Origin of the sequence: Litorilinea aerophila, from assembly GCF_006569185.2 — a bacterium.
GTDB classification, from domain to species: domain Bacteria; phylum Chloroflexota; class Anaerolineae; order Caldilineales; family Caldilineaceae; genus Litorilinea; species Litorilinea aerophila.
Genome location: NZ_VIGC02000005.1, coordinates 53,249 through 78,459 on the forward strand (window position 1 = coordinate 53,249; position 25,211 = coordinate 78,459).

Consider the following 25,211-nt stretch of genomic DNA (forward strand, 5'->3'; position numbering starts at 1 on the left):
GGAATTTACAGATCGGCCCAATTGACGCAAAATAGACGTAGTAAATCCCGACAGAAATTCGCCGATAGGTTCCACCAGAGGTAGCGCGCCCAGAGGGCACCCGGAATTTCTGCCGTGCTATTTACGCCAGACTGAAGTAGCACGCGAACGCTGTCCACCCATGCCCAAATCTCCACCCAGACACCACCAAAAGGGGTTTCCACATGTCATCCATTCCCATTGCTCTCCAGCTCTACTCCGTCCGCCATGAGCTGGCCCAGGATCTGCGCGGCACCCTCCAGGCCGTGGCAGAGATGGGCTACGCCGGTGTGGAGTTCGCCGGCCCGCCCCAACACGACGCCCGGGACCTTCGGGCCCTCCTGGACGAGTTCGGCCTGGCCTGTTGCGGCTGGCACACGCCCTTCGCCCTGGTCCAGGACGACCGCCTGGCGGAGACGGTCGCCTTTCACCAGGCCCTGGGCAACGACAAGGTGATTGTGCCGGGCATCCCCGCCGAACTGCGCCAGACCCGGGACGACTGGCTCCGGCTGGCCGACTTTTTCAACCGGCTGGCGGACAAGCTGGCCCCCCACGGCCTGCGCACAGGCTACCACAACCACCACGTGGAGTTCCAGCCCCTGGAAGGGGAGGCGCCCTGGGATACCTTCTTCAGCCACACCGACCCCGCGGTGATCATGCAGCTGGACAACGGCAACGCCCTCTACGGCGGCGCGGACGTGGTGGAGATCATCCGCCGTTACCCCGGCCGCGCGGTGACCGTCCATCTCAAACCCTACTCCCGGGCCGCGGGCGCGGACAACCCGGTGCACGGCTTCCGTCCCCTCATCGGCGAAGATGAAATTCCGTGGGAAGCTTTCTTCCAGGCCTGCGAGAGCGTGGGGGGCACCCAGTGGTACATCGTGGAGTACGAGAGCGACGCCTATCCACCCCTGGAAGCGGTGAAGCGTTGCCTCCAGGCGCTACGGGCCATGGGCAAGTGAGGAGGGTGCCGTGAAGGTCACCGCCATTCAGACCTTCATCGTGGACGGGGGCTTCCGGCCGTGGACCTTCGTCAAGATGGAGACCGACGAACCGGGGCTCATCGGCTGGGGCGACTGCACCGACTGGGGCTCGCCCGGGCCGGTGGCCGCCACCGTGGAGCGGCTCAGCGAGCTGGTCATCGGTCGGGATCCCATGCAGGTGGAGGCCATCTGGTGGGACCTCACCGCAGCCACCATGCGCCATGTGGGCGGCATCGCCTGGAAGGCCATGGCCGGCATCGACTCCGCCCTGTGGGACATCCGGGGCAAGGCGCTGGGTGCGCCCGTCTGGCAGCTCCTGGGCGGCAAGATGCGGGATCGACTGCGCCTCTACTGGTCCCACTGCGGCACGGTGCGCGCCCGTTTCGCCGACCGGCTGGGCCTGCCCCGGGTCGAGACCACCGACGACCTGCGCGCCCTGGCCGAGGAGGTGTTGGCCCGGGGCTTCACCGCCATCAAGACCAACCTCTTTCCCTTGCGGGACCGGCCGGAGACCCAGGCGCTCATGAGCCGCATGACCCACCACGGGGGCGACGCGCCGCCGGAGGTCATCCGCAATGCTCAGGCCATTGTGGGCACCTTCCGGGAGGCCTTGGGGCCGGACGTGGGCATCGCCCTGGACGTGGCCTTCACCTACCGGCTGGGGGGCGCCATCAAGCTGGCCCGGGCCCTGGAGCCCTATGAGCTGATGTGGCTGGAGACCGAGACCCTGGACCCGGAGGCGCTGCGGCTGGTGCGGGAATCCACCCGCACGCCCATCTGTACCGGCGAGAGCCTCTTCGGCACCCACCAGTACAAGCCCTATCTGCAGCTCCACGCCCAGGACATCATCATGCCCGACCTGGCCTGGAACGGGTTGACCATGGGCAAGAAGATCGCGGACATGGCCCACGCCTACGACACCCTGGTGGCGCCCCACAACTGCCACAGTCCCCTCACCACCCTGGTCTCCGCCGCCCTGTGCGCCACCATCCCCAACTTTTACATCCTGGAATTCGACGTGGATGACCCGCCCTGGCGGGACGAGATCATGACCCACCCCCTGGAGATTGAAGATGGCTTCTTGAAGCTAAGCGACCGGCCCGGCCTGGGCTCGGACCTGATCGAGGCGGAGCTGCGCAAGCATCCGCCAGGGCACTATCCGGGCGTGCGCTGATTTAATCCATCTACCAACATCGTGCTGTTGGCACCCAAGAAAGGATCTCCCATGAACGTTGCCATCATGGCCTACACCTTCAACCCCCTCTGGCGGGATGGCCGCCTGGATCTCTTCGGCTATCTGGAAAGCTGCCGATATCGCTACGGCCTCCAGTATGCCGACCTCTGGAACCACATGTTCGCCAGTATCGAAGACGAGTACGTGGCCAAGGTCAAAGATGGGTTGGCCGAGCGGGAATTGACTGTGGCCAACCTGGCCGTGGACGGTGCCCACATCTGGGATCCGGACCCCGATGTGCGGGAGAAGCACTACCAGAATGCCCTGGCCCACATGCGGGTGGCCGAGGCCCTGGGCGCGCAGACCCTGCGCATCGACGCCGGCGGCAGCCGGGACGCCCAGACCTTCACCGACGAGGAGTTTGACTTCATCGTCCAGCGCTACCGGGAGTACGCGCAGCGGGCCCATGATCACGGCTATCGGATCGGGCCGGAAAACCACTGGGGCCCCACCACCAACCCGGTGGTCCTCAAACAGCTGTGTGAGGCCGTGGATCATCCAGCCTTCGGCGTGTTGCTCCACAGCGAACGGTGGCAGGGCCAGGAGGCGGAGCGGGGCGATGAGCTGGTGGCGCCGTGGACCATGCACACCCACTTCGGTCGCGGTGTCCTGGAAAGCCGACTGGACGCCAAGCTGGACCTCCTGGAGGGCGCGGGCTACCAGGGCTGCTGGAGCATCGAGCATCCCAGCACCGGCTACAGCGAGCCAGCCCTGTTGCTGGCCCTGCTGCGGGATGCGCTGGAGCGGCGGCGGGTGGCTGGTTGACCGATATCCATGACGGACGCCCCCGCGCGTTACTACGGGGGCGCCCCCTCCTCTACCGTGATGGACGACATCATTTCGCGCAAAATCGCCCGGGCCCTGTGGAAGATCTACCGGCGGCCCGAACGCCCGTCCCCGTGGACCCAGGGCGGCAACCTGCCCTGGAATGACCTGGCCTTTTCGGAGCGAATGCTGCGGGAGCACCTGGATGAATCCCACGGCGCGGCATCCCGCGTCACGGCAGAGCGTATGCGCCAGATCGACTGGCTCTGGCAGGCGCTGGGACTGCAGCCCGGCATGCACCTCTGCGACGTCACCTGTGGGCCGGGCCTCTACGCGGTGGAGTTGGCCCGGCGAGGCTGCCGGGTCACCGGCTACGACTTCAGTCCCGCGGCCATCGCCTATGCCCGGGAGCTGGCCGAGCGGGAGGGCGTGGCCGACCGCTGTACGTTCGTTGAACAGGACGTGCGGCAGGTGGCATGGCCGGCCCAACACTTCGACGCGGCCCTCTTTCTCTACGGCCAGCTGGCTGTCTTCCCCCGGGAGGAAGCCCGTCACCTCCTGGCCCAGATCGCCCACTCCCTCAAGCCGGGCGCTTCCCTCTGTGTGGAACTGCTCAACCAGGAGCGGGTGGACAAAACCGACAGCAACTGGTGGTTTACCGACAACACCGGCCTGTGGGGGGATGGTCCGTTCCTGCACCTGGGCGAGCGCTTCTGGGATGCCCAGGCTGAACTCTCCATGGAGCGCTACTACATCCTCCACCTGGAAAGTGGCGAGCTCAACGAGATCCACCTTTGCGACCAGACCTACGCCGTCGAGACCATGGTGGCGATGATGCAGCAGGCCGGCTTCGACCACGTCCGCTATTATCTGGACTGGGCTGGTCTGCCCCTGTACGATGCAGAAGAGTGGATCGTGTACGTGGCTACGGTGGGGGGATAGGTGGCTGGGGGATTGGGCGATCCTTTCACCCAATCCCCCAATCCCCTAATCTTCAATCTTCAATCTTTAACCTGCCCAGGGAGGTGCACCATGTACATCCAGGACACCATGCGTTGGACCGATTTGGACGATGACCGGCTCCGTTTCTATCGGGCCCTCAGCGTGGACATGATCCAGCTGGACATCCGCAGCGGCGTAAGCACCGTGGACTCGCCGTTGGGCCAGGCCTTGCGTGCGGGCCGGGACTGCACGGCCGATTTCGAGCAGGCCCGGGAGCGGGTCGAGGCCCACGGTATGCAGCTCAACGCGGTGGTGATGTCCTGCTGGCCGGAGATCACCCTGGGCAGGCCAGACATGGACGAGAAGATCGAGGCCTGGTGCCGGATGTTGGAGTCCCTGGGGCGGGCCGGGATCCCCCACCTGGGCTGGAACTTCAAGCCCATGGGCAACTTCCGTACCACGTCTGAAATCGGGCGGGGCGGGGTGCAGTACAGCACCTTCGACTACGACGAATTCATGCGGAACCGCCCGCCGCAACACACGCCGCCGGTCTCCGAGGAGGAGATGTGGGCACGGATGGAGAAGTTCTTGCGGGCGGTGATTCCCGTGGCAGAGCGGGCCGGGGTGCGCATGGCCCTCCACCCGGACGACCCGCCGGTGCCGGAGCCGCTAGGTGGCGTGGCCCAGATCTGTTCCACCCTGGAGCAGTTTCGCCGCATCTTCGACCTGGTGCCCAGCCCCAGCCACGCCATGATCTTCTGCCAGGGCTGCATGACCGAGCTGCTGGGTACCGGCGTCTACGACGCCATCGTGGAAATGGCCTCCCAGGGGAAGATCGCGTGGGTTCACTTCCGTAACGTGCGGGGACGCCTGCCCCACTTCGCCGAGGTCTTCATCGACGAAGGGGATATCGACATGCGCCGGGCCATGGAACTATACCGGGACCACGGCTTCAACGGCCCCTACATGCTGGACCACACGCCCCGTTTTCCCCAGGCTGACTCGGAGCAGGTGGGCCGGGCCTACGCCAACGGTTACATCCGCTGCCTGATCCAGACGGTCTATGGCCGTTGAGATTGCGACGGAGGCGGAGCACGCAGGGCTGTCCGGTTTCCACCTGGATGCAAAGCGTGCTCCGCGGTGCCTTCCCGGCTCAACGAGTTTACACGGCGGGCACCAGCAGGGCCACCTGGGTTTCGTCCGGCAGGGAGCTCTTGGTGAGTTTGAGGGTCTCCTGGGGCTCCGGCGCCGAGATGCCCAGCTCCTTGAGGAACTTTTCCACCGGGTCGAGCTTGCTCAGCCACTCCACCTGGAGTTGGGGATGGGCATAGTGCATGGGGATCACGAGCTTGGGCTCGAACATCCCCACCACCTCCACAGCCCGGGCCGCGTCCAGGGTCGTGCCTCCGCCCACGGGCACCATCAGCACGTCCACCTCACCCAGGTTCAGCTCCTCGATCTCCGACTGGGCGGGCACTTCGCCCAGGTCGCCCAGGTGGCCTACAATGAAATTGTCGAATTCAAAGAAATAGATCACGTTCCGTTCCCGGTCTCCGTTGGAGCGGGCGCGGTGGTAGGTGGTGGCACCGGTGATGAAGACATTTTTGATTTCGTATTCGCCTGGCCCACGCAAAATTTTGGGCTCACCGGTGATACGGTCCACGCCGTTGTGGCCAGGGCGGTCGTGGCTGACGGTGACGATGTCGGCACGGATCTTGGGCATCTGAATGCCCACCGATTTATCGTAGGGATCGCAGACGACGGTAACGCCGCCCTCCCGGATACGAAAACAGGATAGCCCATACCAGGTAATGTCCATGACAACTCCTTGCCCTGCTTCGTGATGAGCTGGAAGCTCCCCTTCTGGGGGGAAGTCCGAATTTGGAACAAATGTTTGGGCGCACTATACCCCACTTTGGGCATGGCGACAAGATCGGTGGGGCTTGGGGGTGTAGTTCAAGTTGGGGGCAGGATTCGGACCCTACCGACACCTGGTGCGGGCAGATCCGGTAGGGGCGGGGTTTGTCCCGTCCGCTTGCTCCAAAGTTGAAATACACCCGGGGCTTGGGGCATGGTTCACCGTCACCTCCCGGGCAAAATGGCGCACCCGCTCCACATAGCTATGGTAGCACCCTGTGGGCAGGTTTTCAACGGCGGACGGGCATGGCGGTTGCGCAGCCCAGGGCCCGGTGTTATGATGAAATCCTGGGATCGGCCACCGGAGGAAGACCGGGGAACACGGAAGGAGTACAAGCCATGGAACGCGATGAAATTCGGAAAATTGTCACCGCCCAATTCTACCAATCGTTGGCGGAAAGTGGTGTCCAGATCGACGCCATCCCCACGACCCAGCTCCAGGCCATTGTCAACGCCCTGGCCGACAGCATCTTCGCTGCCTTCGACGCCCTGGAAGAAGAAGACAGCGCCGCGGGCGCCCGCCCCCGCAACGCCGCGCCCCCTGCCATAGATGAACCGCCGGAAGAGGTCCTCTGGCAGGGCCGACCCTACCTGACCATCGGCGTTCGCTACGAGCTGACCACCCAGCGCATCCGCATCATCCGGGGCATTTTGGGCAAGAACATCGAAGAGATCGAACTGGTGCGGGTGCGGGATACCAAGGTCAAGCAGCACCTGGGTGAGCGCGCCCTGAACGTGGGGGACATCACTATTTATAGCACCGATCCCACCACGCCCGAGCTTGTGCTCCACAACGTCAAAAATCCGGTGGAGGTGCGGGAGTTGATCCGCAAAGCCGCCCTGGAGGAGAAGAACCGCCGGGGACTTCACTATCGCGAGGAGATGTAAGGACTGGATACCATGAGTCTGGAAGCAGAAATGGAAACGCCGCCTATTGAAGCCGTCATCGCTGTGGCCCGGCAGGCCGGCCAGCTGGTCTGGCGCATGCAGCGCCAGGGGCTCCAACAGATCCGAGAGAAATCCAGCGCCATCGATCTGGTCACCGAGGCCGACGTGGCCAGCGAGAACCTCATCCGCCAGGCCCTTCAGGACCTGGCCCCCCACATCGGTTTTTGGGGCGAGGAGAGCAATCACCGGCCGGATGATGAGTATTTTTGGATTGTGGATCCCATCGATGGGACCATCAATTTTGCCAACCAGGTGCCTTTTTGCGCCGTGAACATCGCCCTCAACCGGGGCGAGACCACCCTGCTGGGGGTCACCCTGGAGCTGCCTGCCCAGCGGGTCTTTTGGGCCGTCCGGGGACAGGGCGCCTTCGTGCGGGAGCCCTCCGGCGTGGAACGACCCCTGGCTGTCAACCGGCGCACGGAGCTGGCCCAGGCTCTCCTCACCACCGGCTTCCCCTATCACCGGGCCACCCATGCCGATAACAACAGTGCGGAATTCACCTACTTTTTGACCCGAGCCCAGGCGGTGCGTTGTATGGGCGCAGCGGCCCTGGATCTGGCCTACGTGGCGGCTGGTGCCTTTGCCGGCTACTGGGAAGGCTGGCTCAACCCGTGGGATGCCGCGCCGGGCGTGCTCATGGTGCGCGAGGCCGGGGGACGGGTGACCGACTACAACGGCGCCGAATGGACCCTCTCCAGCTCCAGCCTGATCGCCAGCAACGGCCAGCCCTCCCTCCACGAAGCCCTGCTCCGGGGCATCCAGTCGGCCCGGGCCGGCCTCCCCAGCACCCTCCTACCGGACGCGGCGACCGCTTGAGTCCACCCTCTGGGGTTACCATCTTTGCCGATTGGGTTTGATGGTTCTGCTGCGAAAAGGTTGAATAGGACGCGGACCCACGCCGATGAACGCTGATTAGGGCCATTCTTTCCTGCGTTTCTTTGCGCCTTTGATTCCACCGCCACCCACGGCGGGCCGGAGACCCGCCCTACATATTCGCCGCGTCCGGTCTACGCGGATGGCGGCCCCTGTCGTAGGTGCGGTCTCCGGCCGCACGGTGATGCTCGGAAGGGCCTCCGTGCCCGCCCGCTGTCGCTGCGCAGCCCGACATAGCGCCCGTTCCCGTAGGGGCGGGCCGCCGTGCCCGCCCGCTGTGGCCCATCGCGAAAGGGTACCGGTTTGCGGTAGGGGCGGCTCCCAGCCGCCCGAGGATGCCGGACCCAGGTGGGTGAAGGGACGGCGACGCCTACGACGGGGCACCCATTCCCATAGGGTCGGCTCAGTTTTTAGTTTTGAACCACCAGGGGCAGGTAGAGCTGAACCGTGGGTATCAGTGTTCCGGCGGGCTGGGAAGTGGTCAGGGAGAGGGCCCGGGCCACGTTGATGCGTCCATAGCCGTAGATGGGGTCCCAGCCCGGTTCGCCCAGGTCGTCGGCGCTGGCGGTGATCAGGAAGCGCAGATCCGCGGGCTGGCGCTGGGGGTCCTGGCTGAGCAGAAGGCCGGCCAGGCCTGCCACCAGGGGGGTGGCCATGCTGGTCCCGCTCATAAACGTATAGCCGCCAAAGCGATTGTTCAGATCGTGATAGGTGCTGTAGATGATGTGGCCGGGAGCGGCCACATCCACATAGGAGCCCTGGTTGCTCAGTGACCAGGTTTGATCGTTCTCCATGGTGGCGCTGACGCCTATCACTGGATCCAGGGCGGCCGGGTAAAAGGGGGCATCGCTGTCGGCGTTGCCCGCAGCCGCCACCACCAACACACCCCGCTCTTCCGCATATCGTACCGCTTCCGCCACCGTCTGCGAAGGGACACTGGAACCCAGGCTCAGGTTAATTACCCGGGCGCCATGGTCGACGGCGAACAAGATGCCCCGGGCCACGTTAAACCAGGTGCCGCTGTTCTGTCCGTTCAACACCTTGATGGGCATGAGCCGGCAATTGGGACAGACCCCGGCCAGGCCGATGCCGTTGTCGATGGCGGCAGCGATCAGGCCGGCGGCATGGGTGCCGTGTCCATGGTCATCGGTGGGATCGGGATCGTCGTTCACGAAGTCGTAGCCGGGCACGATGCGGCCGGCGAATTCGGGGTGCTGCAGGTTGAGCCCGGTATCCAGCATGGCGATCACCACCTCGGGGCTGCCCGTGGTGATCTCCCACCCCTCCAGAGCGTGGATGCGGACAAAGGCGTACCCCTGTTCGGGGCTGGACAGGGCCGGGTCATTGGGCAGGAGGGTGCCGGTGATGGGCAGATCCAGCTCGGTGAAACGGATGTTGTCCACCTGCTGGGCCTGGAGGATGGCATCTGGCCGGGGAGCCAGGAGGCGAACTGCAGCTACCTGGATCTGGGGCAGCCACTGGATCATCTCCCCACCCAACTGGGCGATGGTCTGGGCCCGCTCTTCGGCCGACGTCTCGGCCCGAAATTGAAGCAAGAGCGTCGCTTCCTCCTGTTCGCCCTCCCTTGAAGCTGCAGCCAAAAGCCGGGGTGAGCTCACCCAGAGCATGCCCAACAGCCACACGCCCACCAGCAGGAGCAGGGCCGCACGCCAGCCATATGGGTGGAATCGTCTCTGGCCGCCGGGCAGTTGATGACGGCCTGGTAATTTCCCCGGCAAATTTGCAGATCTCCTCATGTCCGTTGACTATATCACAGAATCCTGCCACCCAAGATGTCTAAATTCTGTCAATTTCCCTACACCCGTGTGTCCCAACAGTCCTGACCGATGGCACCCAGGTCCGGGACGCGCCCGGCAGGATGGTCTCCATCTGGCAGGATAACAGAAACAGAGGACAGGTGGATCGTCGAGATGACCTGGCAACCGCCAGGTTGGCTATGCGGAAAGACGTAAAAATTGTTGTCAGAAAATCACCGGATAACGAGGGAAACAGCCTCGGCTATGTGCACAGCGAACAAAAGTTACAAGTTTCACGAGTTTTTCTGGCTGTCAATCGGCGTTTTTGAGGATGGTTTCGGTTGATTTGTGTGCAAGTTGCACATATGGGGGGGCAAGCAGGCTGTGCTATACTGGCGGTCAAGTGGATGTGAAAATCTGGGGGCAGACAGATTGCATCCACGGCATCGACCTCCTGGGTGCCCGTCAGGGCGTACAAACCCGGCAGGTTGATGCACTGCAAAGTCAACTGGGGAACGGGCTTTGCAGTTACTTCCACTTCATCATACCTCCTTTGGTTCCTCCTTTTCCTCTGGGGCCGCCGCCTTTTGGTGGCGGCCCACCCCCCTCTCCTTCCCATCGAGTCAGTCTTCAAGATCTTCAAACAGATCGCTCAACCCTTCTTCCCAGACGTCGTCCAGGGGCATGAAGGGGCGCTCGGTGAATTCGCTGGCCACCTTCTGGAGGTAGGCCCGCACGTTCAGTTGGGGCATGGTCCGGTCCAGCTCCTCCACCTTTGCCTCGATGGAAGCCGTCAGCTCTTCGCTGCGGCGGTCCAGATCGGACAGATCGATGCCCAACCCAAACATGTGGTTGAAGCGCCGCATCAGTTCATACCAGGCCCGGTAGTCGTTTTCGATGCGCACGCCCTGGATGGGGAGCGATGCACTCTGGCCGAAATCGTAGACGGGCACAAAGGCGTTGAAGACGAACACTTCCAGCTGATACTGCTCGGCCCGGTCCACCAGGTAGGAGCCGATGGTGGCGCCGCCGTGGTAGTTGGAGAAGCGCACCGCATAGGCTTCCAGCTCCGCTTTCATGGATGGCAGGCTGTAGGTGCACGAAATTTCCCGGTCCTTGTCGTAGGGCATGGCGCCATAGACGCCGCCCACGATGGCCATGCGCCGGACCTGCAATTCGCGCGCGGCGTGGAAGAGGGCGTCGGCATAGTCATCCACGTTCATGTGGGGTTCCTCGCCCAGGAAGATGACCAGGCCCTGTTCTTCTGTGCCTGCGTAGTAGAAGTCGTTGCGCCGGGGCTCGATCTGCTTGCTGTATCCCTCCTGGAAGTGGACTTCCGGGCGCAGCAGGTGGTGGGTGCCCGGAATCTGAAACAGGTAAAAACCATCGGGCTTCAGCCGCCCGATCTGGCGCGCATCCAGGTGGTCGATCAGGTAGGCCGGCAGTCCAGAGGAAACGGCACCGGCGTCGGCCCACTGATGCCAGCCCGCGATCATGTAGATCCGACGGGCCTTGGGTCGTTCCCAAAGTTCGACAAGCTCGCTCATCTATCTTCCTCTGCTCCTGCACTATCCCGGCGGCGAGGCCTGGATGACCTGCCGCCTGTCTCAGATTTTCTCCTCCTGGGAGGTTGAAACTCATCCAGGAACCAGAAGGTGTAGCGCAGGCGAATTTACGTCCCTCCCCGTGGATCCGGCCTCCTGGCCGGGCTGGGATGCCTGCACCTTTGTCACGCATCCTTGCGTGACCTACCTCACGATTGCCAAAACCGTTGTAGAATTTCTATTGTACCATAAAATGATCCGACGGCTCTGGCCTGTTCGCCCCTTCCTTCCCCAGGGCCGGCGTTACCCTCAGCGGTGGACGGCAGCCAGGATACGGTCGATGAAGTGCTGCAGGCGGGCGTAATGGGAGCCTTGCCAGTAGATCTGCCCGCAGGCCTGACATCGCTGGAATTCCTGGTAGTATCGCCGGGTCTTGGGTTCCAGCTCTGCCAGGATGGTCGCCTTGGGCACCGGCGCCAGCAGGCCGTTGCAGCGGAGGCACCGGCGCCAGGGCCGAATCTCGCCGGCCAGCCGATAGCGGCGCAGCACCGCCAGTAACTGGGCCTGGGGCTCCGTCTGGCGCAGACAGTAGCCGTAGAGCACGATCTTCCGCTTGAGCACGCCCCGGTCCCGGGTCAGGAGCACCCGGTTCTCCCGGCTGGCGATTTGGGCCAGGGTGGCGTCGTCGTAGTCGTTGCGGTAGAGGCTGTCGAATCCCAACAGCCGCAGATAACTGGCCAGCTGCCCCAGGTGGGTGTCCAGGATGAAGCGCACCGGCCGGGGCAGGGGCGGCCGCAGGCAGAAGGCTGCCCGGACGCCCGGCCTGACCGACTCCGGATAGACGTCCACCTGGTCGCCGGCCCGGAGCAGGTAGGCAAAGGTCACCGGCACCCGGTTCACCAGGAGCAGCTCGATCTCCGTGTGGGGTACGCCCAGGGCTTCCACCACATGCTTGATGGAGACCGTGCCGTCCAGGCTGTAGGCGATGGCCCCGGAGCGTTGTTCCTCGGGCAGAAAGTCGTTCAGCTCACCGTGAAAGCGAATGTGGGCCTGTTCCATGCCGGCGTCACTCGTCCAACAGGACAACCGGCTCCTGGTAGTAGCGCACCTGGCGATAGGCGAGCTTTTCCCGCAACAGGTTGTCCAGCCATGCCTGTTTGGCCGCCAGGGGTTCGTCTCCGGCCAGCCGCTCCAGGGGAGCGTTCAGCCGCAGGATGCGGCCGGGGATGACAAACCGGGTGATGCCTGCGGGCAGCTTGCGCCCCTCGGCGGCCAGCGTCAAAACCGTATCCAGGGTGAACGGGGGAAAGGTCACCAGCGCGGCCAGATCCGGATACTGGCTGCGCAGGCTCTCCAGGTCGGTGGTCAGCGTCCGTTCCACCCGTCCCCATTCGCTGTAACAGGCCACCACCTGGTTGAGCTGTTCCAGCCAGTCGGCGCCGGCGGCCGCCTCCACCCGATAGGTCACGCCTTGGGCCGTGATCAGGTGTGCCAGGGCTTGTTCCCCAGCATTCGGCCCGTCTCCTCCTTCACCAACGGGCACCAGACGGATGCCGGGCAGCTCTGCCAGGCGCGACAGGAGCCCCGCCCCGCCGCGAATCACATGGTGCCAGGTGTACAACTGGACACCCTGCTGTCCCAGGTCCACCACCTGAAGTACGATGTGGGGATAGCGGAGCTCCCGGAACGCAGTCACCCGGGTGGCGCCGTCCAGGACAATGTAGCGGCCCCGGTGGAGGACGGCCACCGGCGGGTTGATCAGCCGCCCTTCAGCGGTCAGCCGGGCCGCCAGCTCGGTCACCCGGCTGCGGTCATACTCCTCGTGGGGCAGGGCCTCCTCGACGGCCACCACCTTCAGCGCCAGGGTGCCGGCCGGCGGCTGGGGACGCAGGCGGGCCAGCACCTGGTGGGCCACGGCCAGGGCCAGCCGGCGCTGGGTCTCGGCTGGATGGGGGGGCAGCGGAGGCGCAACCAGCACCCGCGGATGGCTCAATAGTCCAGACCACGTCCTGGGAGGCTCCTCGGCCAGGACCAACCCCACCCCGGCCAGCCGGCCCGTCTCCAGCCCTTCCAGTAGCACCTCCGCGTCCACCCTGGCCTGGGGGACGGCCAGTACCACGATAGCCCCCGTCGGGAGCCGGGCCAGGGTGGAGGCGTCCAGCGAGCCTGTCAATGGGCCGGACAGGTCGTGGATGGTGAGCACATCGGCCTGTTCCAGGAGGTCGGTCAGGGAAACCTGTTCGACGGCCGGATCCAGGATGAGCTCGGGCGTGGGCGGCTGTTGGTGGACCAGCACTCGCATGCCGAAGGCCCTGGCCCGCCCTGCCACCTGTCGCCCCACCGGTCCAAAGCCCAGGACGCCCAGGGTTTTGCCCGCCAGACCGGCGGGCGCGTCCGGGGATGACAGACCTGTCGCTCCCGGGCTGCCCCCCCGGCCCGGGTGGAGGCGATGGGCCAGGGCCAGCATCAGGGCCAGAACCTGTTCGGCCACAGCAACCGTGTGGGGATCCGGGCTGTCCACCACCTGAACGCCCTCGGCCCGGGCAGCGGCGACGTCGATGTTGTCCAGCCCCGCGGCCGCGCGGCCGATGACCTGGAGCCGGCTGCCCCGGTGGATGACCGCGGCCGGCAGGGTCGTCCGGGCACCCACAATTACGGCTTCGTAGTCCCCGATGCGCTCGGCCAGTTCTGCCGGCGTCAACGCCCCTTCTACCACATCCACCCGGGCATGCTGGCGTAAGAGGCGGAGCCCCTCTTCGTGGATGGGATCGCAGACCAGGATCCGGGGACCGGCGGCCGGGTCACGGGGCGGAACAACCGCCATCTTGGCTACCTCTTTCTGTTCCCAATGGCTGTTACAAAAAGAACCCTTCGGGATACAGTTGATCCGGAAGGGCGGCTCGGGTATGATATTGTTTCTGTACTGGCCACAGGCTAACATAGTCCGCTGAACTCTGTCAAACCCTTTTTTAAGGACCAAACCAACATGACCCTTACCTTGCCCGACGGGCTCTGGCCCGTCATGTTAACCGCTTTTCACCCCGATGGGCGTATTGATTGGGCCGGCATGGATGCCCTGACCGACTGGTACCTGCAGGCGGGCGCGGCGGGGCTCTTCGCCAACTGCCTCTCCAGCGAGATGTATCACCTTTCGCCAACCGAGCGCCTGGCCTTGACCCGGCACGTGGTGGCCCGGGTGGATGGCCGCGTGCCGGTGGTGGCCACGGGCACCTTTGGCGGCTCCCTGCCGGCCCAGGCCCGCTTCATCCAGGAGATGGCCGATACCGGCGTAGCGGCCGTGGTGGTGATCACCAGCCAACTGGCCACCCAGGAGGAGCCCGATGCAGTGCTCCAGGAGCGGCTGGACCATCTGCTCCAGTTGACCGGGGAAATCCCGCTGGGGCTTTACGAATGCCCGGATCCGTACAAGCGCCTCCTGTCTCCGGAGCTGGCCGCCTGGGCCGGCCAGACGGGCCGCTTCCTCTACCTGAAGGACACCACCTGTGACCCGGTGGCCATCCGGGCGAAGCTGGCCGCGCTGCACGGCACGTCCTTGCGCCTCTTCAACGCCAACACCGCTTCGGCGCTGGAGTCATTGCAGGACGGAGCCGCCGGCCTTTCGCCCATTGCCGCCAACGCCTACCCGGAACTCTTCGCCTGGCTCTGCCGACACTTCGACACCCATCCTGAGGAGGCCCGCAAGGTCCAGCGGCTGCTGCGGCTGATGGAGGCGGTGATCAACATCCAATATCCGGCCGCAGCCAAGCTGTTGCTCCAGAAACGGGGGCTCCCCATCCAGGTGACCTGCCGGTCCATGAAGGCCACCTTCCGCTACGAACATCACGCCATGTTGGACAGTGTGCTGGAGACGGTGCTGGTCTTGCGGCAGGAGCTGGCCATGGACGCCCTGCCGGTGGCCGCCTCCGCCAACGGGCCTGGCTCAGCGGCAGTTCGAAAGCCGGGATAGACAATCGCACGAAGCGGAATACGTCATTCATCGGTGCCGGATGTCCCAACTTTGGCGTACACTGGGGGCATGAACCCTTTCGCTGCAGACAAGACCGGCACGCTGTCCCAGGCGCTGCATCTGTATGGCCATGGGGCACCAACCAGCCCTCCTCTGGACGGCCGTTTCGAAGATACGGTGCTCGAACTATGACCCTTCCCGTGGACTACGCTGCGGTTTTTCGCTCTCTCTCTATTCCGGCCACCATTATCGACTGCAATGGGATCATCCTGGACATCAACCCGGCCTTTATCGAGTATGCTCGCCGGCTCGGCCGGGACATTACCCCTGCCGACCGCATCGGCCGCCACATCTGTGACTTCTCCTCCGAGTGGTACCGGGACTCCCTCTGGGAATTCGTCCAGCGGATCTTCGCCGACGGCCACGCCCGCACCCGCCAGCGCCAGCGGCCTGGTTCTGGCCTTGCTTCCTGGCTCGCCCACGTGGAGCTGGAAGGGAGCGCCATTCGCGATGGAGAGGGCCAGGTCGTGGGCGCGCTGATTCTGCGCCGCCTCGTCGCCCAATCGACCTGGGAAGAGATGCGCCGGGACATCATGGCCCGCATCCGGGACGCCATCTGGGCCATGAAGCACAGCGACGACATGGAGCCGGTGATGCAGGCCCTGCGGGAAGGGCTCCTCGAGTTAGCGGTGCCCTTCCATGCCTACGGCGTCAACGTGGTCGACCCCTCCCCCGAGACGCCTCGGGTGGTGGCCTATGCCGGCCTGCGGGAAGGGGACGGCGGTTGGAGCATGTTCGACAGCGGCAACGGCCTGAAGCTCATCTACCGCTTCTGGCGGGAGCAGAAAGTTTTCTACCGCCGGGACCTGCTGAAGGAGGATCTGCTGGGAGAAGCCGAAGACCTGCGGCGTTCCTTGGGGCCCGCCGTGCGCTGCGTGGTGGACATCCCCTTCGCCTATGGCACCTTTGCCGTCAACAGCACCGAGCCCGAAGCCTTCGACGAGGTGGATCTGGCCGTCTTCCACGACATGGCCCAGGCGCTGGACGAAGGCTTTCGGCGTAAGGAGGATCTGCGCCGGCTGGAGGAAGCCGTCCGGCGGGCCAATGAGATGGCCATTCAGGCGGAGGCGGCCAACGTGGCCAAGAGCCAGTTCCTGGCCAACATGAGCCATGAAATCCGCACGCCCATGAACGGCGTGATTGGGATGGCCGAGCTGTTGCTGGAGAGCGAGCTGCAGCCGGAGCAGCGGGATTTTGTCCAGGTGATCCGGCGGAGTGGCAAACACCTGCTCTCCATCATCGACGAGATTCTGGACTTCTCCAAGATCGAGGCCAACCGCCTCAGCCTGGAAATGGAGGAGTTCGAGTTGGAAGAGGTGGTGGAGACGGTGGTAGATACCGTCACCGCCAATGTCCAGACCAAGGGGCTGGACCTGGCCTGCTACATCTCGCCGGAGGTCTGCGTGTCGGTGCGGGGAGATCCGGTGCGGCTGCGTCAGGTTCTCCTCAACCTGGTGGGCAACGCCGTTAAATTTACCGAGGAGGGCGGCGTGGCCATTCGGGTGGAACCGGTCCGGCGGCAGGGGCAACAGCTCACCGTGCGCTTCACCGTCATCGATACCGGGATCGGCATCGACCCGGCCCGGCTTCCCGAGCTCTTCCAGCCCTTCAACCAGCTGGACCCCTCCACCAGCCGTCGCTTTGGCGGCACAGGACTGGGCCTGGCCATTTCCAAACGGCTGGTCCAGATGATGGGCGGCGAAATCGGCGTCCACCCCAACGACGACCAGGGGACGGTCTTCTGGTTCACGGCCACCTTCGACCTGGTGTCCCCTCCCGGTGCCGACGGTCCGGGGGAGGCACATTCGGCTTTCCCGGGGCCGGCTTCCTTCCCAGGACGCCGCGTGCTCCTGGTGAGCCACCAGGACCTTTCCCGGGGTATCCTGCGGGACTACCTGGAGGACCTGGGCTGCCAGGTGGCGGAAGCCGTGGATCAGGCCAGCGCGTTGGCCCTCCTGCAGCGGGGGCAGGACGATGGCCAGCCCTTTGCCCTGGCCATCATCGACGAGAGGCTGGCCGACGGGGAGGGAATAGCCCTGGCCCAGGCCATCCGTCAGCACCCGGTCCACCGGAGCCTGGGCCTGGTCTTGCTGACGGCCCTTCTCCAGCGTCCCATCTGCCACCCGGAGGCGGAGAACGCTCCCTGCCGGTTGCCCTGGCCGGTGAAGCGGCAAGCTCTGCACGCGGTGTTGACCAGGCTCCTGGCCGATGCAGCGGTGGAGCCGCCATCCGATGAAGATGGCAGCCATCCCGCCGGGCCCGCCGGAGAGGCGGTTGCGGCAGCTGACCCTGCCGATGCAAATGGGAGGGGTGCAAATGGGACCGGTGCCAGGAAGGCCCGGGAGAAGGAGCCGGCTGGTCCTGCCGCGCACATCCTGCTGGTGGAGGATAACCTGGTGAACCAGCGGGTGGCGATGGCCATGGTCCGCAAGTTGGGCTACCAGGTGGACGCGGTGGCCAGCGGCGAGGAGGCCCTCCAGGCGCTCCAGCAACAGGACTATGACCTGGTCTTGATGGACATCCAGATGCCGGGGATGGACGGCTACCAGACAACCCGGGCCATCCGTGCGCTCCACTCCCCGGTGCGCAATCGGGAGATCCCCATCATCGCCCTGACCGCCAATGCTTTTCCCGAAGATCGGGAAGCGTGCCTGGCCGCCGGCATGAACGACTTCATCGCCAAGCCCATTCAGCAGCAGAAGTTGAAACCCCTGTTGACCCAATGGCTGGCCCGGTCCGCGCAGCCGAACCTGGAGCGGTGACGTCTGTGCCGCCCGGTTTGACCCCTCCTGGCGACGGTGTTACAATTCGCGGCCATGAGCAGACACTACTACGGGGGGCAGGCTGTCCTGGAAGGCGTCATGATGCGGGGGCGCAAGGCCATGGCTGTCGCAGTCCGCACGCCCCAGGGCCACATCGTGGTCCACGAAGAACCCCTCACCGCCAAAATTTACACCAGCACATGGGGCAAATGGCCTTTCGTGCGGGGCATCGCCATGTTGTGGGATGCCCTGGGGCTCGGGATGCGAGCCCTACTCTGGAGCGCCGAGGTTGCCTCTCAGGAAGAGGGGGAAGAGCCGGTGGAGTTCTCCGGCCCCGTTGCCTGGACCACCATCGCTGCCAGCCTGGCCGTTGCCATTGTCCTCTTCTTTCTCATTCCCACCTGGATCAGCCGCTGGCTGGCTTCCCTGCTGAACGATCATCCCATGGTGGATGCCCTGCTGGAAGGGGGAATCCGGCTGCTCCTCTTTTTGATCTACCTGTACGCCATCGGCCGCTTGCCGGATATCCAGCGGGTCTTCGGCTACCACGGCGCCGAACACAAGACCATCAACGCCTATGAGGCCGGGGCCGCCCTGACGGTCGATCAGGTCCGGCCCTTCAGCGTCCAGCATACCCGCTGTGGCACCAGCTTTCTCCTCTACGTGCTGGTGATCAGCATCTTCCTCTTCGCCCCGTTGACCTTTGCCGGGGTCCAGCCGGGCTGGCTGGCCCTGGTCCTGCGTTTTGTGACTCGCCTGCTCCTGGTGCCGGTGGTGGCCAGCATCGCCTACGAGATCATCCGTTTCAGCGCGGCCCATGACGACAAGCCCCTCATGCGGGCGCTCATCGCGCCCGGCCTGGCCCTCCAGAAGATGACCACCCGGGAGCCGGACGACGCGATGATCGAGTGTGCCATCGCAGCCCTCCAGCCTGTCCTGGCCGCAGATGGTGTCATCTCCCAGGCCATCGCCCCGGGTGAGCCCCAGGGGAGCCCGGTCACCTCCGGTGGGGTCCATCCACCGGCGACGCCCACGGAGACACCCCATTCCCCCCCAGGGATGGCCAGGCCCTCCAGCGCGGATTAAGGCTTCAAGCGGGCCGACTACCGCCGATTTCGAAACCCGGTCTTTGAACTATTCCTCGTCGGGTTCGACCTGGACCACCAGCTCCAGGTCGTGCACGTGGACCACGTCGCCGTGGCGCAATTTGCGGCCCCGACGGGTTTCTGTGACGCCGTTGACCTGCACAGCGCCCGAACGGATGAGGATTTTAGCTTCCCCTCCGCTGTGGACCACCCGGGCTAACTTGAGAAATTGATCCAGCTTGATGGTCTCTTCCATGGCGATTCCCCTCCCGATGATTTCCTGTTCATTACTATCGTAGCTGCGCGTTTGTCGTCGTCCCTTCATCCGCCTGGGTGTGGCACCATCGGGCGGGCACGGCGGCCCGCCCCTACATACGGCGCAGCCGTCGCCGTCCCTGCACCCGCCTGGGGTCCATCGGGGGCGAAACGTCTGTGTTCGTCTGTGAAATCTATGGATCGGATCTGCAAAGATTCGGTACAAAAAAACAACTTGGGTGTAGCATGTGGAACATGCTACACCCAAGTTCGCTGAGATTCAATTGTGGACTCAGCCAGGAGATAGCCCCAGCTTACTGGCCAATCACCGCGAATTCAGCCGAGATCCAGCCGCCATCCTCGCTGAGCTCGGGCACCTCGATCTTGATCCACTGGCCGTCTTCGCTGATTTCCAGGATCCGGTAAACCTCGCCGTTGAAGACGTTGCCGATCTTGTTGTCTTCTTCGGTGGTGGGGGCGCTGCGCACCCGCAGGGGCGTGCCATCGGTCTGGATGAGCACGTAGCCGGGCTCCGGCGTGACCGCTGGCGCAGCTTCGCTGGCCTCGTCCTCAGCCGTCGCCTCTTCGGCGTTGGCTTCCCCGGCGGTGTCGGTGCTGGCGCTCGCCTCCACTTCCACCGTGGGGATATTGGTGATATCCCCTTCCAGGGTCACAAAGTTGGCCGAGACCCAGCCCTTGCCGTCAGGTGCGCTGGGGATGGCCAGCTGGATCCAGGCGCCGTCGGAGCTGATGGCCAGCACATCATATGTCTCGCCCTCTTTGACTCCGGCGATCATCTCGCTCTCGGTGGAAGGGGCTTCCCGCACCCGCAGGGAACGAGTGGCCACGGTCGCCCGGGCCGGTTCCACCTCGACCGCCGGCATCTGCTCGGTGCTCTCTGCCGGGCTGTTGCCAGCCTGTTCCAGGAGCGCCGGGTCCATGGGCAAGGCCGTGCAGCCGGCCAGCAGGGCAAAGGCCACCACCAGGACCAGGCTACCCATCAGCCGAGAACCGGTGTGCAGTGAAGTGATCCATTTCATAGAACTATCCCTCATCCTCATCTCATTTTTTCCACGCTTCAAATACAACCGCTTTTCCGCCTGCCGACCTCGTTTCCCCGGTGGATAATTCCTCCGGTGGGCATGTTGGGGCGGCATTTCTGGGGGCGGGTTCCCCGGATATCCACGGGAAGGAGCCCCACGCAACCGATGGATCCACCGGCCGCAAAACACCGAACATTATGGCACGCTTTCCAGGTGTAGCCAAAATTGGCCAGGGCCGGCGCAAATACTCACGACAGCACCCGGCTACTACAGTCTGGCGTCGATACCACGGCAGAAATTCCGGATGCCCTCTGGGCGCGCTCCCTCTGGTGGGTGCTATCGGCGAATTTCTGCCAGGGTTTACTACCCGCTGCCCGGCAGGGTAAAGGTGGTCTGCCCCAATTCGGCCAGGGTCTCGGCGTCGTAGAGGATCAGTCGCAGGCGGCTGGGCTGCACGGCCGGATCGGACCACGGCCCGGGCAGGTCCAGGTAGTAGACATCCCGGATTCGTTCACCCGGCAGCCAGTGACGGGTGGATGAAACCAGGCGCAGGGGAAATTGGTCCGATACAGCTGGACGTCCATCGGGCCAGTGGACCAGGTTGCCGCTGCTGTCTTCCAGGCGCAGAGAGACCTTGGCCACCTGTTCCAGAGCCGTTTGCGGGCGCCAGTAGAGGGCCAGGCGGAGGGCCCGATTGCCGGGCTGCTCCAGCATCACCAGGTCGTACCCCTCCAGATGCAGACGCCCATCCATGAACCACTCGTCCCGGGGAAACTCGGGTTCCCCGCTCTGCGCCTCTCCCCGGGGCCACACCCGCACCAGCGGCCCTTCCCCGCTGAAGCTGTAGAGGTCCTCGATGCCCGCCAGCTCCCGGGTCAGGTAGACGGGCAGCCCGGCCTCGACCCCTTCGGCCACGGCTCGGCGTCGCTCCTCGGGATCATCGGCCACGACGCCGGTGGCGTTCTGGCCCAGGCCGGCAGCCTGCTGCATGTACAGGAGCGCGGTAATCTCCCCCTCCAGGCCAATCACCTGACTTTGGGGCGGAAAGGGCACGCTGGCCATGGCCACCGCATAGTTGTGGACCGACCACACCTGGCTGCGGTTGACAGCTGGGCCGCGGCCGCCAGTGCCCAGGGCCAGGAGGACGAGCAGGAAGGTACCGACCATCCTGCCTGACCAGGGGCGCAGCATCCGCCGCAGCCCGGCCAGGCCCGCGCCGGCAAAGAGGCCTACCACCAGAAAGGCCGGCAGCAAAAAGACCGGCACGTCGGCCACCTGATAGTGGAGGGCGAAGGCCAGGTGGCTCACCCACAGGAGCGCCAACAGGAGCCAGGGGGCGGCAGGCCGTTGTCGCCGGAGCACGATCCAGGCCACGCCCAGGAGGGCCAGCCCCAATCCCACCAGCCCCACCTGCTCCTGGAACAGGCCAAACCACCAGGCCGGCGTCCGCTCCAGGGCGAAGGGGTTGTCGGTCAGAAAGCGAAAGTACCCCCGGGCCAACACATGATCCCAGAACCCCTGCCAGGTGTTCGCGTAGCTGCCGTGGAGGTCCCGCACCCCCATGGCCGCGCGCACGGGCAGATAGAGATAGAGCAGGAGCGGGCCGCCCAATGCCGCCAGCCAGGCCAGCCAGTGACGCCCCGGCCGCCAGAGGCCCGGCACGCGCCAGAGCAGGTAGAGACCCACGGCAGGCAGGGCCAGCAGGGTGGTCCGGTGATGGGCCAGGGCGAGCCCTACCACCACGCAGAGGAACGAAATCCGCCGGCGGGCTGCTGCCGGGTCGAGTTGGGGCAGATCCAGGGCCAGGTTGAGCATGGCGACCATCAGCAGGCCGTGGAGGGCGTACACTTCGGCCACGGTGGCCTGGCTCCACCAGACTGGCCCCAGGCCGAAGGCTACGGTGCTGGCCAGCGCGGCCACCAGGTCGCAGCGGCCATCGTCCCGGCGGAAGAGGCGGCAGGCCAGCCGGAAGAGCAAGCCCAGGGTGGCCGCCGCGGCCAGGGCGCTGAACAGGTTCATTCGCCAGGCCCAGTTGCCCAGGGGGAACAACACCCGGCTCCAGAGGCCTCCCAGCAGGATGTAGAGGGGGTAGCCCGTCGGGTGGGCGATGCCGAAGGTCGGCCCCACCAGCTGGAATTCCAGGCTATCGTCGAACAGTTCTACGATACTCGGCGCCGCCGTGGCCCCGTAGAGGAAGAGCCCCCCCAGGCCGACGAGCCAACTCCACACCCGCTCCTGGCACAGGGCTGCCAGCAGTTGCTTGGATTTCATAGGGGTGAAGTCTACCACAACCCGGCCCAGAACCCAGACGGGACGGCGCCGCATCCGCCAGAGGCCGTCGACTTTGTGGATACACCGGTGATTTGGTATCATACAGGCCCGATTCATTCTGGACAGAACCGCATAGCACCGACGTCAGGCGCGTATGGGGTGAGCGGACTTATCACAATATGGATCATCGAATCAAATCGATTACACATGTTTTCCTGGCCGGCGCCCTGGGTTGGTTGACCCTGGCCCTCTGGCCGACCCCCCTCCTGGCTCAAACCCCCGAGACGCCTCAGACTCTCTGGACTGCCTCCCAGAACGGTGGGCTGACGGTGCCCACCTACTGGTTTGTGCTGGCTTCCGGGCTGGCGCTGCTGGTTCCTGCCGGGCTGACCCTGGTGGCGGTCTCCGGCCTGGAGCCGGGCCGGGCCTGGGATGCCGCGCTGGGCGGAGTGGCTGCCATGGGCCTGGCTGCCCTGGGCTACTGGGCCATCGGGTTCGCCCTCCACTTTGGCGGCGTGGGCCTGGTGTACGATCTACCCGGCCTGCGCGATCTGGTCTGGGAGTGGAGCCCGCTCCCCTCGGACTGGGGAACCGGCTGGGGGATGGCTGGCCTGAGCGGCTGGTTCCTGGCCGGCCGGGATGTGACGCCCTTGACCTACGCCCTGTTCCTTGCCCACCTTCCCTGGGTCTTGACTGCGGCGCTCCTGCCCAACCTGGCCCTGCGGGGCCGGGCGCCGGTAACTGCCACCCTGTTGCTGCCCCTGCTCATGGGAGGCTTCATCTATCCCCTGGCCGGGAACTGGGTGCGCGGAGGCGGCTGGCTGGGCGCATTGGGCCGTAACCTGAACCTGGGCCATGGCCTGGTGGACTTTGGCGGTGCCGGCACGGTGCATCTGGTGGCTGCGGGCGTGGCCCTGGCCGCCCTGGTGGTCTGGGTCCCCCGACGTCCCCGGCGCCCCGTGGCCGCCACGCCGGTGCCACCGGCCCAGTTGCCATTGCTGGCCGTGGCCGGCAGCCTTCTCTTTCTAGCTGGCAGCCTGGGATGGCTGTGGAGCAACCCCCTCCAGGTCTCGGCCTTGCAGGAGGTGGCCCTGTTGCGGGGCAGTGTCAACCTGATCCTGTTCGCCTGTGGCGGCGTCCTGGTTCCGCTGATCTACACCTGGTTTGTCACCGGGACCAGCAGCCCGGTCCTGAGCGCGCGGGGGCTGACGGCTGGCGTGGTGGCCGGCCTGGCGGTGGGGCCCTTTGTGCAGCCCGCCCCGGCCTTTCTCATTGGCTTCCTGGCCGGGCTCACGGTACCCTTTATCACCTTTCTGGTGGACGGCATCCTGCGTCTGGACGATGCCACCGGCACCATCAGCGTCAGCGGCATTCCCGCGGTGGTGGGGTTGCTCCTCCTGGCCATCTTCGCCGACGGGACGGCCGGCCAGGGCTGGCATTTGACCGGTGTGGAAAGCTACCTGGGCGTCACGGGGCAGGGTGTCTCTGGACTGTTGGTGGCGCCGGGCTATCAGATCGATTTTCCGGGACAGCTACAGGCCCAAATTATCGGTATCTTGACCCTGGGGTTATGGGGCTTTCTGGTGGGGATGATCATCTGCGCGCCCCTGGGGCTCTTGCTCTACAGCCTGCGCCGGGCCGGCGTCACCAGTGGACAGAGTCTACCGACTGCGGACCTGGCCGATGGCCGGCCTGAGGGTCGCTCTTCGCTGCACCCGGAGCCTCTGTCGTCGCCCCTGGGCTCCCCGGCCAATCCGGTCAATCCTTCGGTCAGCCGGGAGGGCTAGCACCCTCGCCTTCTTCCGCTCCTAGCCTGGAACCCACAAATTCAGGCGCACCGTTGACGAAGCTCTGGATGTCCATGCTGCGTTTCCCCGCGGGCTGGACTTCCTGGAGCAGCAAGAGATCCTGGCCGGTGCCTACCGCCGGCCCTTCCTCACTCTGGACGACCAAACCCGGCTCGGCCTGGCCTGGCACTACCCGGGCCCGCCAGATTTTGAACGGCTGGCCACGCCAGAAGGTGTAGGCGCTGGGCCAGGGTGTATAGGCGCGGGTCATCCGCTCGATCTGGACGGCGGGCTTGTGCCAGTTGATCTGGCCGTCCTCCTTTTTAATCAGGCGGCAGATGGACGGCGTGCCGGGGAGGTCGCTCTGGGGGATGGGTGAGACCTCTCCAGCCAGCCAGCGGGGCAGGGTGCGAACCAGCAGTGATGCGCCCAGCTCGGCCAGGCGTTGGCTCAGGCTTTCGGTGGTGTCCTCGGGGCGGATGGCTTCCCGTTCCTGGGCCAGCACCGGGCCCGTGTCCATTCCCTCATCCATCAGCATAATGGAGACGCCGGTTTCGGTTTCGCCGTTGAGAATGGCGGCGGCAATGGGCGACGCCCCCCGATAGGCGGGCAGCAGGCTGGCATGGACGTTGAGGCAGCCGAAGGCGGGGATCTCCAGCACCGATTTGGGCAGGATCAGGCCGTAGGCCGCGACCACGATCACATCCGGCGCCTGGGCGGCCAGGGCGTCCACCGCGGCCGGGTCTTTGCGCAGGCGTGCCGGTTGTAGCACGGGCAGCCCCTGGGCCTGGGCAAACTGCTTGACAGGACTGGCCGTCAGTGTCCGCCGGCGGCCGGCAGGCCGGTCCGGCTGGGTCACCACGGCCACCACCTGCCAGCCGTGGGCGGGTCCCTGCTCGTGGAGGGCCTGGAGGGTGGGCACGGCAAAGTCCGGCGTGCCCATGAAGAGAATGCGAACGGTGGTGTGGGTGCTCATGGGGGGCATTGTAGCATACCTGAT

General features: G+C 65.1%; 20 protein-coding genes. 11 read left to right on the forward strand and 9 right to left on the reverse strand.

Going from position 1 to position 25,211, the window contains the following annotated elements; translation table 11 throughout:
• Positions 1–203: 203 nt before the first annotated feature.
• The 5 genes from FKZ61_RS04725 to FKZ61_RS04745 all read left to right on the forward strand — a co-directional run bounded on the left by FKZ61_RS04725 (position 204) and on the right by FKZ61_RS04745 (position 5,016).
• Positions 204–980 carry a sugar phosphate isomerase/epimerase family protein gene (locus tag FKZ61_RS04725; protein WP_141608926.1) on the forward strand — a complete coding sequence of 259 codons (777 nt, stop codon included), beginning with the start codon at positions 204–206 and terminating at the stop codon, positions 978–980.
• A 10-nt stretch (positions 981–990) separates the two neighbouring features.
• On the forward strand, positions 991–2,175 hold the full coding sequence (locus FKZ61_RS04730) for a mandelate racemase/muconate lactonizing enzyme family protein (protein WP_141608927.1): 1,185 nt from the start codon (positions 991–993) through the stop codon (positions 2,173–2,175).
• 51 nt (positions 2,176–2,226) lie between these two features.
• Positions 2,227–3,000, forward strand: a complete 774-nt coding sequence (locus tag FKZ61_RS04735) for a sugar phosphate isomerase/epimerase family protein (protein WP_141608928.1) — start codon at positions 2,227–2,229, stop codon at positions 2,998–3,000.
• Between the two features lie 9 nt (positions 3,001–3,009).
• Positions 3,010–3,942, forward strand: a complete 933-nt coding sequence (locus tag FKZ61_RS04740; RefSeq protein ID WP_141608929.1) for an SAM-dependent methyltransferase — start codon at positions 3,010–3,012, stop codon at positions 3,940–3,942.
• A gap of 90 nt (positions 3,943–4,032) precedes the next feature.
• Positions 4,033–5,016, forward strand: coding sequence for a mannonate dehydratase (locus FKZ61_RS04745; RefSeq protein WP_141608930.1), 984 nt, complete (start codon positions 4,033–4,035; stop codon positions 5,014–5,016).
• Between the two features lie 88 nt (positions 5,017–5,104).
• On the opposite strand, the gene FKZ61_RS04750 is transcribed toward FKZ61_RS04745, so the two are convergent.
• Entirely contained in the window at positions 5,105–5,761 is a 657-nt protein-coding gene (locus FKZ61_RS04750) for an MBL fold metallo-hydrolase (RefSeq protein WP_141608931.1), read from the reverse strand.
• A 437-nt stretch (positions 5,762–6,198) separates the two neighbouring features.
• On the opposite strand from FKZ61_RS04750, the gene FKZ61_RS04755 reads away from it, so the two are divergent.
• Positions 6,199–6,747 carry a PH domain-containing protein gene (locus FKZ61_RS04755; RefSeq protein WP_141608932.1) on the forward strand — a complete coding sequence of 183 codons (549 nt, stop codon included), beginning with the start codon at positions 6,199–6,201 and terminating at the stop codon, positions 6,745–6,747.
• Positions 6,748–6,759: 12 nt separating this feature from the next.
• Positions 6,760–7,623, forward strand: coding sequence for an inositol monophosphatase family protein (locus FKZ61_RS04760; protein WP_141608933.1), 864 nt, complete (start codon positions 6,760–6,762; stop codon positions 7,621–7,623).
• Between the two features lie 467 nt (positions 7,624–8,090).
• Here the strand turns inward: FKZ61_RS04760 and FKZ61_RS04765 are convergent, their stop codons facing one another.
• The 4 genes from FKZ61_RS04765 to FKZ61_RS04780 form a co-directional block, all read right to left on the reverse strand.
• The gene (locus tag FKZ61_RS04765) at positions 8,091–9,419 is read right to left on the reverse strand and encodes a S8 family peptidase (protein ID WP_170199267.1); all 1,329 of its coding nucleotides are present in this window, start codon (positions 9,417–9,419) and stop codon (positions 8,091–8,093) included.
• A 641-nt stretch (positions 9,420–10,060) separates the two neighbouring features.
• Positions 10,061–10,984 (reverse strand): PAC2 family protein, encoded by a 924-nt coding sequence (locus tag FKZ61_RS04770; protein WP_141608935.1) that lies wholly within the window; start codon positions 10,982–10,984, stop codon positions 10,061–10,063.
• 306 nt (positions 10,985–11,290) lie between these two features.
• Positions 11,291–12,040 (reverse strand): Mut7-C RNAse domain-containing protein, encoded by a 750-nt coding sequence (locus FKZ61_RS04775; protein WP_141608936.1) that lies wholly within the window; start codon positions 12,038–12,040, stop codon positions 11,291–11,293.
• Positions 12,041–12,047: 7 nt separating this feature from the next.
• On the reverse strand, positions 12,048–13,805 hold the full coding sequence (locus tag FKZ61_RS04780; protein WP_170199269.1) for an NAD(P)-dependent oxidoreductase: 1,758 nt from the start codon (positions 13,803–13,805) through the stop codon (positions 12,048–12,050).
• 162 nt (positions 13,806–13,967) lie between these two features.
• Between FKZ61_RS04780 and FKZ61_RS04785 the strand changes: the two genes are divergently transcribed.
• The 3 genes from FKZ61_RS04785 (at position 13,968) to FKZ61_RS04800 (ending at position 18,856) form a co-directional block, all read left to right on the forward strand.
• The gene (locus FKZ61_RS04785) at positions 13,968–14,948 is read left to right on the forward strand and encodes a dihydrodipicolinate synthase family protein (RefSeq protein ID WP_141608938.1); all 981 of its coding nucleotides are present in this window, start codon (positions 13,968–13,970) and stop codon (positions 14,946–14,948) included.
• 188 nt (positions 14,949–15,136) lie between these two features.
• A complete protein-coding gene (locus FKZ61_RS23875; RefSeq protein ID WP_141608939.1) occupies positions 15,137–17,770 on the forward strand; it encodes a response regulator in 2,634 nt (877 codons plus the stop codon).
• 54 nt (positions 17,771–17,824) lie between these two features.
• The gene (locus FKZ61_RS04800; RefSeq protein WP_141608940.1) at positions 17,825–18,856 is read left to right on the forward strand and encodes a DUF1385 domain-containing protein; all 1,032 of its coding nucleotides are present in this window, start codon (positions 17,825–17,827) and stop codon (positions 18,854–18,856) included.
• A gap of 48 nt (positions 18,857–18,904) precedes the next feature.
• On the opposite strand, the gene FKZ61_RS04805 is transcribed toward FKZ61_RS04800, so the two are convergent.
• From FKZ61_RS04805 to FKZ61_RS04815, 3 genes are all read right to left on the reverse strand, one after another.
• Positions 18,905–19,111, reverse strand: coding sequence for an RNA-binding S4 domain-containing protein (locus FKZ61_RS04805; protein ID WP_141608941.1), 207 nt, complete (start codon positions 19,109–19,111; stop codon positions 18,905–18,907).
• Positions 19,112–19,424: 313 nt separating this feature from the next.
• Positions 19,425–20,150: an SH3 domain-containing protein gene (locus FKZ61_RS04810; protein ID WP_170199271.1), complete on the reverse strand. Its 726-nt coding sequence runs from the start codon at positions 20,148–20,150 to the stop codon at positions 19,425–19,427.
• A gap of 366 nt (positions 20,151–20,516) precedes the next feature.
• A complete protein-coding gene (locus tag FKZ61_RS04815) occupies positions 20,517–22,424 on the reverse strand; it encodes a protein O-mannosyl-transferase family (protein ID WP_170199273.1) in 1,908 nt (635 codons plus the stop codon).
• Positions 22,425–22,603: 179 nt separating this feature from the next.
• On the opposite strand from FKZ61_RS04815, the gene FKZ61_RS04820 reads away from it, so the two are divergent.
• A complete protein-coding gene (locus FKZ61_RS04820) occupies positions 22,604–24,211 on the forward strand; it encodes an ammonium transporter (protein ID WP_141608944.1) in 1,608 nt (535 codons plus the stop codon).
• On the opposite strand, the gene fmt is transcribed toward FKZ61_RS04820, so the two are convergent.
• A complete protein-coding gene (gene fmt, locus FKZ61_RS04825) occupies positions 24,195–25,187 on the reverse strand; it encodes a methionyl-tRNA formyltransferase (protein WP_141609065.1) in 993 nt (330 codons plus the stop codon). The genes FKZ61_RS04820 and fmt overlap by 17 nt on opposite strands.
• Positions 25,188–25,211 lie beyond the last annotated feature (24 nt).

Coding starts and splice junctions, on each gene's coding strand:
- FKZ61_RS04735 (WP_141608928.1), top strand. CDS start 2,227: ATGAACGTTGCCATCATGGCCTACACCTTCAACCCCCTCTGGCGGGAT.
- FKZ61_RS04775 (WP_141608936.1), bottom strand. CDS start 12,040: ATGGAACAGGCCCACATTCGCTTTCACGGTGAGCTGAACGACTTTCTG.
- FKZ61_RS04805 (WP_141608941.1), bottom strand. CDS start 19,111: ATGGAAGAGACCATCAAGCTGGATCAATTTCTCAAGTTAGCCCGGGTG.
- FKZ61_RS04740 (WP_141608929.1), top strand. CDS start 3,010: ATGACGGACGCCCCCGCGCGTTACTACGGGGGCGCCCCCTCCTCTACC.
- FKZ61_RS04755 (WP_141608932.1), top strand. CDS start 6,199: ATGGAACGCGATGAAATTCGGAAAATTGTCACCGCCCAATTCTACCAA.
- FKZ61_RS04725 (WP_141608926.1), top strand. CDS start 204: ATGTCATCCATTCCCATTGCTCTCCAGCTCTACTCCGTCCGCCATGAG.
- fmt (WP_141609065.1), bottom strand. CDS start 25,187: ATGAGCACCCACACCACCGTTCGCATTCTCTTCATGGGCACGCCGGAC.
- FKZ61_RS04815 (WP_170199273.1), bottom strand. CDS start 22,424: ATGAAATCCAAGCAACTGCTGGCAGCCCTGTGCCAGGAGCGGGTGTGG.
- FKZ61_RS04820 (WP_141608944.1), top strand. CDS start 22,604: ATGGATCATCGAATCAAATCGATTACACATGTTTTCCTGGCCGGCGCC.
- FKZ61_RS04745 (WP_141608930.1), top strand. CDS start 4,033: ATGTACATCCAGGACACCATGCGTTGGACCGATTTGGACGATGACCGG.
- FKZ61_RS04810 (WP_170199271.1), bottom strand. CDS start 20,150: ATGAAATGGATCACTTCACTGCACACCGGTTCTCGGCTGATGGGTAGC.
- FKZ61_RS04760 (WP_141608933.1), top strand. CDS start 6,760: ATGAGTCTGGAAGCAGAAATGGAAACGCCGCCTATTGAAGCCGTCATC.
- FKZ61_RS04800 (WP_141608940.1), top strand. CDS start 17,825: ATGAGCAGACACTACTACGGGGGGCAGGCTGTCCTGGAAGGCGTCATG.
- FKZ61_RS23875 (WP_141608939.1), top strand. CDS start 15,137: ATGACCCTTCCCGTGGACTACGCTGCGGTTTTTCGCTCTCTCTCTATT.
- FKZ61_RS04785 (WP_141608938.1), top strand. CDS start 13,968: ATGACCCTTACCTTGCCCGACGGGCTCTGGCCCGTCATGTTAACCGCT.
- FKZ61_RS04750 (WP_141608931.1), bottom strand. CDS start 5,761: ATGGACATTACCTGGTATGGGCTATCCTGTTTTCGTATCCGGGAGGGC.
- FKZ61_RS04770 (WP_141608935.1), bottom strand. CDS start 10,984: ATGAGCGAGCTTGTCGAACTTTGGGAACGACCCAAGGCCCGTCGGATC.
- FKZ61_RS04780 (WP_170199269.1), bottom strand. CDS start 13,805: ATGGCGGTTGTTCCGCCCCGTGACCCGGCCGCCGGTCCCCGGATCCTG.